Source organism: Streptomyces sp. cmx-4-9, assembly GCF_046548835.1.
In the GTDB taxonomy this organism is placed as follows: Bacteria; Actinomycetota; Actinomycetes; order Streptomycetales; family Streptomycetaceae; genus Streptomyces.
The window spans coordinates 30,356-44,105 of sequence record NZ_JAEBEE010000013.1; the positions used below are offsets into that span (position 1 = coordinate 30,356).

At 72.5% G+C, this 13,750-nt stretch carries 9 protein-coding genes; 3 read left to right on the forward strand and 6 right to left on the reverse strand.

Going from position 1 to position 13,750, the window contains the following annotated elements; translation table 11 throughout:
- Window positions 1–136 precede the first annotated feature (136 nt).
- Window positions 137–2,593 carry a DNA topoisomerase (ATP-hydrolyzing) subunit A gene (locus tag ACLJTM_RS32700; protein WP_411107430.1) on the forward strand — a complete coding sequence of 819 codons (2,457 nt, stop codon included), beginning with the start codon at window positions 137–139 and terminating at the stop codon, window positions 2,591–2,593.
- A 97-nt stretch (window positions 2,594–2,690) separates the two neighbouring features.
- On the forward strand, window positions 2,691–4,778 hold the full coding sequence (locus ACLJTM_RS32705; protein ID WP_411107431.1) for a restriction endonuclease: 2,088 nt from the start codon (window positions 2,691–2,693) through the stop codon (window positions 4,776–4,778).
- 72 nt (window positions 4,779–4,850) lie between these two features.
- On the opposite strand, the gene ACLJTM_RS32710 is transcribed toward ACLJTM_RS32705, so the two are convergent.
- Together ACLJTM_RS32710 and ACLJTM_RS32715 are read right to left on the reverse strand one after the other, a co-directional pair.
- Complete coding sequence (locus ACLJTM_RS32710; protein WP_411107432.1) at window positions 4,851–5,972, reverse strand: CobW family GTP-binding protein; 1,122 nt, start codon at window positions 5,970–5,972, stop codon at window positions 4,851–4,853.
- A gap of 25 nt (window positions 5,973–5,997) precedes the next feature.
- Window positions 5,998–7,161, reverse strand: coding sequence for a citrate synthase (locus ACLJTM_RS32715; RefSeq protein WP_411107433.1), 1,164 nt, complete (start codon window positions 7,159–7,161; stop codon window positions 5,998–6,000).
- 70 nt (window positions 7,162–7,231) lie between these two features.
- Here ACLJTM_RS32715 and ACLJTM_RS32720 point away from each other — a divergent pair, with 70 nt between their 5' ends.
- Complete coding sequence (locus tag ACLJTM_RS32720; protein WP_411107434.1) at window positions 7,232–8,482, forward strand: citrate synthase; 1,251 nt, start codon at window positions 7,232–7,234, stop codon at window positions 8,480–8,482.
- A gap of 45 nt (window positions 8,483–8,527) precedes the next feature.
- Here the strand turns inward: ACLJTM_RS32720 and ACLJTM_RS32725 are convergent, their stop codons facing one another.
- The 4 genes from ACLJTM_RS32725 to ACLJTM_RS32740 all read right to left on the reverse strand — a co-directional run bounded on the left by ACLJTM_RS32725 (window position 8,528) and on the right by ACLJTM_RS32740 (window position 13,531).
- Window positions 8,528–10,135 (reverse strand): glycoside hydrolase family 13 protein, encoded by a 1,608-nt coding sequence (locus tag ACLJTM_RS32725; protein ID WP_411107435.1) that lies wholly within the window; start codon window positions 10,133–10,135, stop codon window positions 8,528–8,530.
- Window positions 10,136–10,193: 58 nt separating this feature from the next.
- Window positions 10,194–11,069 carry a carbohydrate ABC transporter permease gene (locus tag ACLJTM_RS32730; RefSeq protein WP_411107436.1) on the reverse strand — a complete coding sequence of 292 codons (876 nt, stop codon included), beginning with the start codon at window positions 11,067–11,069 and terminating at the stop codon, window positions 10,194–10,196.
- Window positions 11,070–11,103: 34 nt separating this feature from the next.
- Window positions 11,104–12,012, reverse strand: a complete 909-nt coding sequence (locus tag ACLJTM_RS32735; protein WP_411107437.1) for a carbohydrate ABC transporter permease — start codon at window positions 12,010–12,012, stop codon at window positions 11,104–11,106.
- 118 nt (window positions 12,013–12,130) lie between these two features.
- Window positions 12,131–13,531 carry an ABC transporter substrate-binding protein gene (locus ACLJTM_RS32740; RefSeq protein ID WP_411107438.1) on the reverse strand — a complete coding sequence of 467 codons (1,401 nt, stop codon included), beginning with the start codon at window positions 13,529–13,531 and terminating at the stop codon, window positions 12,131–12,133.
- Between the last annotated feature and the right edge of the window lie 219 nt (window positions 13,532–13,750).

Sequence of the window (13,750 nt, forward strand, 5' to 3'; positions counted from 1 at the left end):
TGGTCCGCGTCAACCCCAGCAGTCCCGGTCAGCCGGACCCGGACCCCGACCCCGCGCCGCCGGCCCGGCCGGCAGCACCCGCCCGACCCGCCAGACCACCAGCACCCCCCTTTCTTGGTTAAGGAGCCGCGCAGCGATGGCCCGCCGCAGCACGAAGACCCCGCCGCCGGAGGATTTCGAGGAGAAGATCCTCGACATCGACGTCGTCGACGAAATGCAGGGCTCCTTCCTCGAGTACGCGTACTCGGTGATCTACTCCCGTGCCCTCCCCGACGCCCGGGACGGCATGAAGCCGGTGCACCGGCGCATCGTGTACCAGATGAACGAGATGGGCCTGCGCCCCGACCGCGGCTACGTCAAGTGCGCCCGCGTCGTGGGCGAGGTCATGGGCAAGCTCCACCCGCACGGCGACGCGTCGATCTACGACGCGCTGGTGCGCATGGCGCAGCCCTTCTCGATGCGGCTGCCGCTGGTCGACGGCCACGGCAACTTCGGTTCGCTCGGCAACGACGACCCGCCGGCCGCGATGCGCTACACCGAGTGCCGCATGGCCGACGCCACGTCGCTGATGACGGAGTCGATCGACGAGGACACCGTCGACTTCGCCGCGAACTACGACGGCCAGGAGCGGGAGCCCGTCGCCCTGCCGGCGGCCTACCCGAACCTGCTGGTCAACGGCGCCTCCGGGATCGCCGTCGGGATGGCCACCAACATGCCCCCGCACAACCTGGGCGAGGTCATCGCGGCGGCCCGCCACCTGATCCGGCACCCGCAGGCCGACCTGGAAGCGCTGATGCGCTTCGTCCCCGGGCCGGACCTGCCGACGGGCGGCCGGATCGTCGGCCTCTCGGGCATCAAGGACGCCTACGAGAACGGCCGCGGCACCTTCAAGATCCGCGCGACGGTGGCCGTGGAGAACGTGACGGCGCGCCGCAAGGGCCTGGTCGTCACCGAACTGCCCTTCACGGTCGGCCCGGAGAAGGTCATCGCGAAGATCAAGGACCTGGTCGGCTCGAAGAAGCTCCAGGGCATCGCGGACGTGAAGGACCTCACGGACCGTTCGCACGGCCTGCGCCTGGTCATCGAGATCAAGAACGGCTTCCACCCCGAGGCCGTCCTGGAGCAGCTCTACAAGCTGACGCCGATGGAGGAGTCCTTCGGCATCAACAACGTGGCGCTGGTGGACGGGCAGCCGCTCACGCTGGGCCTCAAGGAGCTCCTGGAGGTCTACCTCGACCACCGCTTCGAGGTCGTCCGCCGGCGCAGCGAGTTCCGCCGCACCAAGCGCCGCGACCGCCTGCACCTGGTCGAGGGCCTGCTGGTGGCCCTCATCGACATCGACGAGGTCATCCGGCTCATCCGGGACAGCGAGAACTCGGCGCAGGCCAAGGCCCGGCTGATGGAGCGGTTCTCGCTGAGCGAGATCCAGACGCAGTACATCCTGGACACCCCGCTGCGCCGGCTCACGAAGTTCGACCGGATCGAGCTGGAGTCGGAGCGCGACCGGCTGACCGGCGAGATCGACGAGCTGACCGGAATCCTGGACTCCGACAGCGAGCTGCGCAAGCTGGTCTCCGGCGAACTGGCCGCGGTCGCCAAGAAGTTCGGCACGGAACGCCGTACGGTCCTGCTGGAGTCGGCCGGCACGGCGGTCACCGCGGTCCCGCTGGAGGTCGCCGACGACCCGTGCCGGGTGCTGCTGTCCTCGACCGGCCTGCTCGCGCGCACCGCCAACGGCGAGCCGCTGCCGCAGGAGGAGGGTGGCGGCCGCGCCAAGCACGACCTCGTCGTCTCGCAGGTGGCCGCCACCGCGCGGGCGGACGTGGGGGTGGTGACCTCCCTCGGGCGGCTGCTGCGCCTCTCGGTGATCGACCTGCCGCAGCTGCCGGACACGCACGCCGCACCGAACCTGGCGGGCGGGGCCCCGGTGACGGAGTTCCTGTCCGGGCTGGAGCCGGACGAGAAGGTGGTCTGCCTGACCTCGCTGGACGAGTCCTCGCAGGGCCTGGCCCTGGGCACCGAGCAGGGCGTGGTCAAGCGCGTCGTGCCCGACTACCCGGCCAACAAGGACGAGCTGGAGGTCATCACCCTCAAGGAGGGCGACCGGATCGTCGGCGCCGTCGAGCTGCGCACGGGCGAGGAGGACCTGGTGTTCATCACCGACGACGCCCAGCTGCTGCGCTACCCGGCGGCCCAGGTGCGCCCGCAGGGCCGTCCCGCGGGCGGTATGGCGGGCGTCAAGCTCGCCGGCAGCGCCAAGGTGATCCACTTCTCGGCGGTGGACCCGGCGCGGGACGCCGTGGTGTTCACGGTGGCCGGTGCGCACGGCACGCTGGACGACTCGATGCAGTCCGGGAAGCTGACCCCCTTCGACCAGTACCCGCGCAAGGGCCGGGCCACCGGCGGGGTGCGCTGCCAGCGCTTCCTCAAGGGCGAGGACCTGCTGGTGCTCGCCTGGACCGGGAACGCACCGGTCCGTGCGGCGGCGGCGAACGGCGCTCCGGCCGCGCTGCCGGCCGTGGACCCGCGCCGGGACGGCTCGGGCACGGCGCTGCCCGCGCCGGTCGCGGCGCTGGCCGGGGGCGCGCTGTAGGAGGCACGGCAGGGCATTCGGGTGGTGCGACCGGGGGGACGTACCACCCGAATGCCGACTAGGGTCTTCCCCCAGGACGTGTGGGGGGAGACAGCTGATGAGTCGTCGAGCGGGCAGCGGACTGATCGGGAACTGGGCCGAGGCGCAGCGCCGCCAGCAGCAGACGCAGCTGGTGCAGCAGCGGGAGGCGGAGCGGCGCCGGCGGGCCCACGAGCGGGACGCGAACCGCAGCCACCGGCAGTACCGCGAGGCCGAGGCCCTGCGGCGCACCGCACAGTTCGACGCCGAGGTCGAGCTCCTCAAGGGCCTGCTGGTCGCGGGCTGCCGGGCGCCGGCCTTCCGGATGTCCGCCCTGGCCCGGCCCGACCGGCTCGAACCCTTCGATCCCGGAGCCCTGGCCCACCCGGTGCCGATGCCGCGCATCGAGGACTTCCAGCGGCAGAGCAGCGGGTGGACGCTCGGCTCGAACCACCGGGCGCAGGCGGAGCGGGAGGCGCACGCCCGGTACACGCAGGCGTGGCAGGCGGCGAATGCCGCGGAGGCGCAGCGCCGGCAGCAACTGGAGGCGTACCGCAGGCAGTACGACCGGTGGGCCGCGGAGCAGCTCGCCGGGGTGCGACAGCACAACGGGGGGCTCACCGAACTGGCCGACGCCCTGCGCGCGGGAGACGCCGAGGCGGCGGTGGAGTACTTCTGCGCCGCGCTGTACGCCTCGAAGGCCTGGCCGGAGGCCCTGCCGCGGCAAGTGGCGACCGCGTACGACCCGGGGGCGCGCCAGCTGGTGCTGGACTGGGAGCTGCCCGGTTACGCGGTGGTGCCGGAGGCCAGGGCGGTGCAGTACCTGCCGAGCACGGACCAGGACAAGGTCAGGCCCCGTCCCGTCACGGAGCGGCGGGCCCTGTACCGGGACGTGCTGGCCCAGTGCCTCCTGCTGGTGGTCCGGGAGCTCTACGCGGCGGACGAGTTCGGGGTACTGGACTCGGTCGTGGTCAACGGCTTCGTGGACGGCCCCGATCCGGTGACGGGCCAGGAGGCGCGGGTCGTGCTCGGTACGGTGCCGGCCGCCCGCAGCGCCTTCGCGGGCCTGCGCCTGGAGCAGGTCAGCGCGGTGGACTGCCTGGTCTCGGGCCTGGGCGGACAGGTGTCGGCGCGGCCCGACCAGCTGACGGCGGTACGTCCCGGACGTCGGCCCGAGGAGGTCGGCGGAGGGGTCGTCAGCCACGGCGGGCACGCGGGCGACGCCGCCGGGGACGAGCCGGACCTCTTCGCGATGGATCCGATCGCCTTCGAGGACCTGGTCGCCGAGCTGTTCCGGGCGATGGGCATGGAGGCGGTCACCACGCAGCGGTCCGGCGACGGCGGGGTCGACGTGGAAGCGGTCGACCCGGCCCCGATCCGGGGCGGGCGGATCGTGGTGCAGGTCAAGCGCTACCGGAACACGGTGCCGCCGACCGCCGTGCGCGATCTGTACGGCACGGTCCAGGACAAGGGGGCGAACAAGGGGGTGCTCGTCACCACCGCGTCCTTCGGGCCCGGGTCGTACGCCTTCGCCAACGGCAAGCCGCTGGAACTGGTTCCCGGTGCGGACCTGGTCGGGCTGCTCCACCAGTACGGGCTCCGCGGCCGGCTCGGCGAAGGCCCGACGGCAACGGCCCCGGCCCAGGCGCGCCGGTCCGCCGCGGCCGAGGCGGACACCCCCGCGGACCACAACGTGCTCGGGATGACCTGGTCGGGTGCGGTCGCCCTCGACGTGTGCGCGCTGGTGTGCACCGGCAGCAGGGTGCTGAGCGAGGAGCACTTCGTCTTCTTCAACAATCCGCGGACGCCGGACGGTTCGGTGCGCGCCCGGGAGTACGCCGCGCCCGACAAGGCGGCGCTGGAGGTCTCCTTCGACGCTCTCCCGGCGCAGGCCGACCGGCTGGTCCTGGTGGCCGCGACCGACCCGGAGGCCGATCCCCACGCCGATCTCGCCGGCTTCACCGACGCCTTCATCCGTCTGCTGTCCGCCGGCGGCGAGGAACTCGGCCGGCTGGAGGTCTCCGACGGGCGCGCCGGCGAGACGGCCCTGGTCCTCGGCTCGTTCCGGCGCCGGGCGGGCGGCGACTGGGACTTCGTGATCGGCGGCAAGGGCTACCGCGGCGGCCTGGAGGACCTGCTGCGCGAGCACGGGGTCGAGGTCGCCTGAGCGGGTGGGCCGCCCGGGGGCCGCGGACCGGCCCCCGGGTCCGGCCGGCTCGGGGTGTCGTCCGCGGCCGGGTCAGTCGACGTCCTCGCCCGGCTCCGGTCCCGGGTCCGCGGCCTGCGCCGCCTCGGCCTCCGGCCCGGCCGCCGGCTGCGCGCGGGGCACGTAGCGCAGGACGCCCCACATGCTCTCCGGGGGCAGGGCGTGCGGGGCCGGTTCGCGGCAGGACTCCAGGTCCTGCCGGAGCGCACGCGCGTCGATGCCCGAGCCGATGAGGACCAGCCCGGTCGACCGGGCTTCGCCGCGCCCCCAGGGGTGCGGGGCGAACTGCAGGAAGCGGCCGACCGCGTGGACCTCGTAGCGCTCCTGGTGGCCGGGGACGCCGAAGTACACGGAGCCCTTGATCCGGTAGAGCCCGGCGGGGCGGCGGTCGAGGAAGTCGATGAAGCGGCGGGGGGAGAGCGCCTGGTCGGAGGTGAACTCGACGCTTTCGTACGCCGCGTGCGCGTGCGCGGTGCGGGAGCACTCCCCGTCGGCGGCGTCCTCCGCGAGCAGGTCCTCGAAGGAGAGCTGCCCGCGGGTCTCGGTCCAGGGGCGGCGGTCGAAGAGCAGCTCCGGGTCGATCCGGCCGTGCTCGGCGGCCACCACCGGGATGCCGGGGGCGCAGAGCTCCGCGAGCCGTGCCTCGATCCGGCGCCGCTCGGCGGTGTCCACCCGGTCGGTCTTGTTCAGCACCACCAGGTCCGCGACGGCGAGGTGGCGGTCGGTCTCCGGGTGCCGTTCGCGGGTGGCGTCGAACTCGGCGGCGTCCACGACCTGCACCATGCCGCCGTACCGGACGTGCGGGTTCTCGCCGGCCACCAGCATGCGGACCATCTCCTGGGGCTCGGCCAGCCCGCTCGCCTCGATGACGATGACGTCGATCCGGTGGGCGGGGTCGGCGAGCTTGTCCAGGTAGGCGTCGAGTTCGCTGCCGTCGACGGCGCAGCACAGGCAGCCGCCGCCGAGGGAGACCATCGAGTCGCCGACCTGGCCGGCCACGGACATGGCGTCGACCTCGATCGAGCCGAAGTCGTTGACGACCACCCCGATGCGGGTGCCCCCGCGGTTCCCGAGGAGGTGGTTGAGCACGGTGGTCTTGCCGGAGCCGAGGAATCCGGCGAGGACGACGACGGGGAGGGGCTGCCTGCTGTTCACCCGGTCGATCGTAGCCAGCCGGCGCTCAGACGGGCAGCGGGACCTGCTGTGGGGCGGGCGGTCCGGTGTACCGGGCGGCCGGCCGGATGATCTTCGAGTCGGCGGCCTGTTCGAGGATGTTCGCGCTCCAGCCGACGACCCGCGCCGCGCAGAAGGTGGGGGTGAACATGGTGCGGGGGATCCCGCACAGCTCCATGACCACGCCCGCGTAGAACTCCACATTGGTGTGGAGTTCGCGGCCCGGCTTCAGCTCGGCGAGGATCTCCTCGACCTGCCGCTCCACCTCGACGGCGAAGTCGACGAGCGGGCCGCCGAACTGCCGGGCGATGTCCCGGAGCAGCCGCGAGCGCGGGTCCTCGGTGCGGTAGACGGGGTGGCCGAAGCCCATGATCCGCTCCCCCGCCGACACCCGCTCGCGGATCCACGGCTTGATCCGGTCCGCGGTGCCGATGGCTTCGAGGGTGTCCAGCGCCCGGCTGGGGGCGCCGCCGTGCAGCGGTCCCGAGAGGGCGCCGACCGCCCCGGTCAGGCAGGCGGCGACATCGGCGCCGGTGGAGGCGATGACCCGGGCGGTGAAGGTGGAGGCGTTGAAGCCGTGGTCGACGGTGGAGACCAGGTACTGCTCGACGGCCCGGGCGGTGGCCGGGTCGGGCTCCTCGCCGGTCAGCATGAACAGGTAGTTGGCGGCGTACGGGAGGTCCTCACGTGGCTCGACGGGCTGCTGCCCCTGTCCGAGCCGGTGCAGGGCCGTGAGCAGGGTCGGCACGGCGGCGCAGGCGGTGAGTGCGTCCTGTGCGCGCCGCTCCGGGTCGAGGTCGTAGACGGGGCGGAAGCCGGCGCGGGCGCCGAGCAGCGAGAGCGCGGTGCGCAGTCCGGCGAGCGGGCCGGAGGGCGCCGAGGCCCGGGCGAGGCCGGGCAGGGCGTCGCGGACCTCGTCGGGCAGTCGGCGCAGGGCGGCGGTCTCGGCGGCGAAGGCGGCCCGTGCGGCCGGGTCCGGGGGCAGGGCGCCCCGGAACATCAGGTGCCACACGTCCTCGAAGGTCCGGCTCGCGGCGAGTTCCACGGCCGGGTACCCGCGGTAGTGGTAGAAGCCCTCGCGGCCCCTGACGTCGCCGAGTCCGGTCTCGGTGACCACGACGCCCGCGAGTCCGCGGGGCACGTCGACGGCGGTGCTGTCGTTGGTGTCCATGCATCGACCATCCATGATGGATCGAATCCTTGTCAATATTGACCGAATCAACATGTGTAGGGTGTGCGTCATGACTGACCCCGCGAACGGCGACGGTCGCCGGATCGACACCCGCGAAGCCGCCCGACTGCTCGGCGTGAAGCCCGCGACGGTGTACGCGTACGTGAGCCGCGGCCAGCTCACGAGCCGGCGCGAGGCCGTCGGCCGCGGCTCGACCTTCGACGCCGCCGAGGTGGAGGCGCTGGCCCGGCGCAGCAGGCGGGAGGCGGCTGCGGCCCCCGCCGGCGACCTCTCCGTACGCACCTCGCTGACGCTGATCGAGGGCGACCGGTACTACTTCCGGGGCGTGGACGCCGTGGAGCTGGCCTCCCGGCACTCCTGCGAGGAGGTCGCCGAGTGGCTGTGGACGGGCACCCTCACGCCCGGCACCCGGTTCGGCGCCCCGCCGCAAGCGCTTGCGGCGGCCCGGCAGGCCGTGGCAGCGCTGCCGGAGCACAGCGGTCCGGTCGACCGGCTGCGGGTGGCCGTCGCCGCCGCCGCGGTGGTCGACCCGCTCCGGTTCGACCTGGCGGAGGAGGCCGTGCTCGGCTCCGCGCGCGCCCTCGTCCCCACCCTGGCCGCCGCGCTGCCCGCGGCGGACCCGGCGCGGCTTGCGGACGCCCCGGACGAGGGTCCCCTGGCCCGGCAGCTGTGGCCCCGGCTGACCCGGCGGGAGCCCGACGAGCAGGCACTGCGCGCGCTGGACCTGGCGATGGCGCTGCTCGTCGACCATGATCTGGCCGCCTCCACACTGGCCGTACGGGTGGCGGCCTCCGCGCGGGCCCATCCGTACGCCGCGGTGTCCGCCGGCCTCGGCGCACTGGAGGGTCCGCTGCACGGGGCGGCGGGCCGGCTCGCGCACCGGATGCTGGCGGAGGTCCTGGAGCGGGGCGGGGCTGCGCCCGTGGTCGCCGACCACCTGCGGGCCGGCCGGCGGGTCCCGGGGCTGGGCCACCGGCTGTACCGGGGCGAGGATCCGCGGGCGACGGCGCTGTTCGCCCGGTTGGAGGGCCTGCCGCAAGCCGCCGCGGCGCTGGCCGCGGCCCGCGAGGTGGCCGCGGTGACGGCCCGCCAGGGCGGCCTCTTCGCCAATGTGGACCTGGCGCTGGCGGTCCTGACCTTGTCCTGCGGGATGGAGCCGGAGGCCGGGGAGACGGTGTTCGCGGTGGCCCGCACGGCGGGCTGGATCGCCCACGCGCTGGAGGAGTACCAGGAGCGGCCGCTGCGGATGCGGCCGAGCGGGCACTACCAGGGGCCCCGCCCGCCACAGCCTTTGCCGTGACGGGCGGCAGCCGGTGGCTGCCCGGGAGGCGGTCCGGCCGCGGCGTCAGGTCCGCAGCCAGACCGCCGTGTCCTGCGGCAGCAGCCCCGACCCGTCGAGGGCGGAACTGCTGAGCAGGAGTTTCCTGCGGTCCGGCAGCGCGACCGGCCCGTCCGACAGGTTGACCAGGCAGATCAGCCCGTCCGGGCGGGCGAAGGCCACCACCCCGGCCGGGGCGGGCAGCCACTCCAGCGTGCCGGCGCCGAAGCCGGCCGCCGCCCGCCGCAGCCCGAGGGCGGTGCGGTAGAGGGTCAGCATGGAGTCCGGGTCGCCGTCCTGGCGGTCCGCCGCGTACGCCGCCCAGTCCGCGGGCTGCGGCAGCCACGGGTCGTGCCAGGGCTCCGCGGTCCACGGCAGCGGCACCCGGCAGCCGTCCCGGCCCGGGTCGGTGCCCCCGGACCTGAAGTGCATCGGGTCCTGGATCCGGCCGACCGGCACATCGGCCTCCGGCAGGCCCAGCTCCTCGCCCTGGTAGACGTAGACCGCGCCGGGCAGGGCCAGCGTGAGCAGGGCGGCGGCGCGGGCCCGCCGGGTGCCGAGCGCCAGGTCGGTCGGGGTCCCGAAGGCCTTGGTGGCGAAGTCGAAGCCGGTGTCGGTGCGGCCGTACCGGGTGACCGTACGGGTCACGTCGTGGTTGCAGAGCACCCAGGTGGCCGGCGCCCCGACCGGGGCGTGCTCGGCCAGGGTCTCCTCGATGGAGGTGCGCAGCCGCCCGGCGTCCCAGGGGCAGCTGAGGAAGGAGAAGTTGAAGGCGGTGTGCAGTTCGTCGGGCCGCAGGTAGCGGGCGAAGCGCTCGGAGTCGGGCAGCCAGACCTCGCCGACGAAGATGCCGCCGTACTCGTCGGCCACGGAGCGCCACGAGCGGTAGATGGCGTGCAGTTCGTCGCGGTCGATGTACGGGTGGGTCTCGCCGGGCCAGGGCTCCGGGGAGCGCCCGGCGAGGTCGGGCAGGGCCGGGTCCTTCACGAGGAGGGCCGCGGAGTCGATCCGTACGCCGGCCACGCCCCGTTCGAACCAGAAGCGCAGGACCTCCTCGTGCTCCCGGCGGACGGCCGGGTGGTCCCAGTTGAGGTCGGGCTGCTGCGGGGTGAACAGGTGCAGGTACCACTCCCCGTCCGGTACCTGCGTCCAGGTGGCCGCCCCGTTGAATTGGGAGGGCCAGTCACCCGGCGGCAGTTCGCCGTGCGGACCGCGTCCGGGGCGGAAATGGAACAGCTCCCGCTCGGGGCTGCCGGGGCCCGCGGCGAGGGCGGCCCGGAACCAGGCGTGCTGGTCGGACACGTGGTTCGGGACGATGTCGATGATGGTCCGGATGCCCAGCCCGCGGGCTTCACCGATGAGCTTCTCGGCTTCGGCGAGGGTGCCGAAGGCGGGGTCGATGGCGCGGTAGTCGGCGACGTCGTAGCCGCCGTCGGCGAGCGGTGAGACGTACCACGGGGTGAACCAGAGGGCGTCCACGCCGAGTTCGGCGAGGTAGGGGAGGCGGGCCCGGACGCCTGCGAGGTCGCCCGTGCCGTCCCCGTCGCCGTCGGCGAAGCTGCGGACGTACACCTGGTAGATGGCGGCCGAGCGCCACCAGTCGGCAGCGGTTTCGGGCAGGGGAAAGTCAGCCACGGAGGGGTCCTTTCACAGGGGGCGGCCGGGCGCGGCGGCGGGTGGAGGTGCCGGGTGGTCAGCCCTTGAGGGAGCCTGCCGTCAGACCGCTCATGATGTGGCGCTGGAAGATCAGGAAGAGGATGAGCGTGGGTGCCGAGGCCATGGCGAGAGCGGCGATGAGGTGGTTCTCCGGGACTCCCGTGGCCAGCGAGTAGATGCCGACGTTGAGGGTCTGCAGGGCCGGGTCGGGGAGGGTGAGCATCGGCCAGAGGAAGTCCTTCCAGACCCCGACGACCGCGAAGATCGACACGACGCCGAGGACGGGCCGGGACATCGGCAGGACGAGGGATCGCAGGGTGCGCAGGGCGCCTGCGCCGTCGATGGCCCCGGCGTCGAGGATCTCCTGCGGGATGGAGTCGAAGAAGCGCTTGAGCAGGAAGATGTTGAAGGCGTTGGTGACGGACGGCAGCCAGATCACCCAGGGGGTGTTGAGCAGGTTCCGCTCGATGACCGGCATGTCGAGGACCGTCAGGTACTGGGGCACGACGAGCACGGTGGCCGGGATCATCAGCGTCGCCAGCATCATGCCGAGCACGGCCTTGCCGAAGAGCGGCCGCAGCCGGGACAGCGAGTAGGCGGCGGCCACGTCCAGGACGAGCTGGAAGGCGAGGGCGCCGAAGGCGTAGTAGAGGGTGTTGAACAGCAGCTTGGCGAGGTCCATGACCTTCCAGGCGGCGGTGTAGTTGGCGGTGTGCAGCGCATCGGGTACCAGCGTGGGCGGGACCTGGGCGAACTCCTCGGTGCTTTTGAGGCCGCCCGCGACCATCCAGTAGAGCGGGCCGAGGAAGACGAGGGTGAAGCCCGCCACGACCACGGCCAGGACGGTCCAGTAGAGGATCTTGCCTCGGGTGCGGCCGCGTCGGGCCGGCGATATCAGCGTGCGCTCTGCCATGTGAAGTGACTCCCCCGGCGGGTTCCTGGTCCGGTCAGTTCTCGTTGTCGCGGCTCAGCCGGACGTACAGGGCGGAGAAGCCCGCCAGCAGGACGAGCAGGCACAGGCCGAGGGCCGCGGCTGCGCCGTACTGGTTGAAGCTGAAGGCGTACTGGTAGATGAGGACGACGACGGTGGTGGTCGACCCCTCGGGGCCGGCCCCGCCGGTCAGCAGGAAGGGCTCGACGAACACCTGCATCGTCGCGACGATCTGCATCAGCAGCATCAGCGAGAGGATCAGCTTGGTCTGCGGGATCGTCACGTGCCAGACCTTGCGCAGCAGGCCGGCCCCGTCGAGTTCGGCCGCCTCGTACAGCTCGCCGGGGATTCCCTGGAGGGCGGCGAGGTAGATCAGGGTGGCGCCGCCCATGTTCATCCAGGTGGAGGCGAGGACGACGGAGAGCATCGCGGTGTCGGTGGACTGGAGCCAGTCCTGCGCGGGCAGGTGCAGGAACTCCAGCGCCCGGTTGAAGAGGCCGTAGCCCGGGTCGTAGAAGTACTTGAAGAGCAGGACCGAGGCCACCGGCGGCATCATCACCGGCAGGTAGACCAGCAGCCGCAGATAGCCGCGTGCGTGGCGGAACTCGTTGAGGACGAGGGCGACCACGAAGGGGACCGCGAAGCCGAAGAGCAGGGCCAGGCCGGTGAAGAGCAGGGTGTTGCGCCAGGCCTGCCAGACGTTCGGGTCCCGGAAGACGTAGGCGAAGTTGTCCCAGCCGACCCAGCGGGTCGTGCCGCCCTCGGTCTTCTGGAAGGCGAGCAGGAACTCCCGGACCATCGGGTACCAGGAGAAGAAGGAGAAGCAGAGGACGGCGCCGATCAGGAAGCCGTGGGCCGTGAGGTTCCGCTTGAGCGTCCTGAGGAATTCCTCGCGGGAGGCTCGGTGCAGGGTGGGAGCCGACATCGCCGCTCGCTCCTTGGTGGGTCGTTGCCGTCGGTACGCGGGTGCGCAGGGCACCGGGCGGGCCGGGGACCGGGCGGCCGAGGCGCGGGAAGGCGGCCGGCGGGTCCCCGGGGGGCCGCTACTGGTTCTGCAGCACCTGGTTGACCGCCTTCTCGGCCTCGGAGAGGAGCTGCGCGGGGTCGGCGTCCTTGTTGGTGAGGACGCCCGACATCACCTTGTCGAGGACCTTGTAGACCTCCTGGGCCTTCACGGGCTCCGGCTTGCCGGGGACCGGGTTGTCCAGGAAGGACTTGAAGTTGGCGACGGGCATGGTGGCACTGGCCGCCTTCAGCTCGTCGTCCTTGGCCTTGCTGGCGCCGGTGAAGAAGGCCGGCTGCGGCAGGCCGACCGGCAGCCCGTCGGTCTTGCTGCGGTCGTACTGGAACTGCCCCTTGCCGACGGCGAGGGTCTTGAAGTTCAGCCAGGCGACGGCAGCCTTGACCTGGTCGGGCGAACTGCCCTTCTTGACCAGGTAGCCGTTGCCGCCGGACAGCGTGGCCGCGCCGCCGGGGATGGGGCCCATGCCGAACTTCTCGTACGTGGCGCCGAGTTGCTGGACCATGTACGTGATGTCGTCGGGCGCGGCGATGAACATGCCGAGCTTGTCCGAGGCCATCTGCTTCTGCAGGTCGCCCCACTTCAGCAGCTGGGTCTTGCCCATGCTGTCGTCCTCCCAGCGCATGGCGTGGAGGTTGTCGACGATCTGCTTGCCGGTGGGGTTGTTGAAGGCGGCCTTGCCGTCGGCGCCGACGATGTCCCCGCCCATGCCGTACATGGTGGCCGTGTAGTGCCAGCCCCCGGTGTTCTCCACGCTGTACTCGCCGAAGCCCGCCACGCCGTTGCCCAGGGCGGCGATCTTCTTGGCGGCGGCCCGGACCTCCTCCCAGGTGCGCGGCGGGGTGTCGGGGTTCAGGCCGGCCTGCTGGAAGAGCTTGCGGTTGACCAGCAGGCCCATCGTGTAGTTGCTGGTGGGCAGGCCGTAGAGCTTCCCGTCCCGCTTCAGGACGTCGAGGACGTTCTTGTCGATGTCACCGAGCGCGGGCACCGAGGCGGGCGTCACGTAGGCCGAGATGTCCTCGGCGCCGTCGTTGTCGAGCACCTGCTGGAGGTCGGTGAAGTAGGCGTAGAAGACGTCGGGCTGCGACTTGGCCTTGAGCATCGCGGTGAACCGCGGCGGCTCCAGGCACTGGCCGGGGGTGGAACGGCCGTCGATCGTCACGTTCGGGTAGGTCTTGTTGAACTCGGCGACGTCCTCCTTCCACTGCTTGAGCTCGGCGGCCTTGGCCGCGGGGGGCATGCAGTCGATGGAGAGGGTGACCTTGGTCTTCGGGTCGAGCGGGGTGGAGGCGTCGGCCGGACTGCCGCCGCCCGACGGCTTGTTGCCGCCTCCGCTGCTGCTCGTGCCGCAGGCCGCGAGGGCGGTGACGGCGAGCGCGGAGACGAGTGCGGCCGCGAGGTTGCGGCGGACGTGGGTTCTCATCGGTGGGTCCCCTTCGAGCATCGAGCAGGAGGCGTGGGGGCGAGCGCGGCACACTCAACCACCACCCACAGATGAACGCAATATCTCGCGCAGATTTCGTAAGAGATTGACAGACAGACGTCGGGGAGCAGACGCACAAAGGGCTCCGGAACGTCCGTGGGGACGTTCCGGAGCCCTGTGCGCCTGCGGCGGAACCCAGCCGGCGGCCGGGGGTCCGAG

Coding starts and splice junctions, on each gene's coding strand:
- ACLJTM_RS32700 (WP_411107430.1), top strand. CDS start 137: ATGGCCCGCCGCAGCACGAAGACCCCGCCGCCGGAGGATTTCGAGGAG.
- ACLJTM_RS32705 (WP_411107431.1), top strand. CDS start 2,691: ATGAGTCGTCGAGCGGGCAGCGGACTGATCGGGAACTGGGCCGAGGCG.
- ACLJTM_RS32715 (WP_411107433.1), bottom strand. CDS start 7,161: ATGGACACCAACGACAGCACCGCCGTCGACGTGCCCCGCGGACTCGCG.
- ACLJTM_RS32720 (WP_411107434.1), top strand. CDS start 7,232: ATGACTGACCCCGCGAACGGCGACGGTCGCCGGATCGACACCCGCGAA.
- ACLJTM_RS32730 (WP_411107436.1), bottom strand. CDS start 11,069: ATGGCAGAGCGCACGCTGATATCGCCGGCCCGACGCGGCCGCACCCGA.
- ACLJTM_RS32735 (WP_411107437.1), bottom strand. CDS start 12,012: ATGTCGGCTCCCACCCTGCACCGAGCCTCCCGCGAGGAATTCCTCAGG.
- ACLJTM_RS32740 (WP_411107438.1), bottom strand. CDS start 13,531: ATGAGAACCCACGTCCGCCGCAACCTCGCGGCCGCACTCGTCTCCGCG.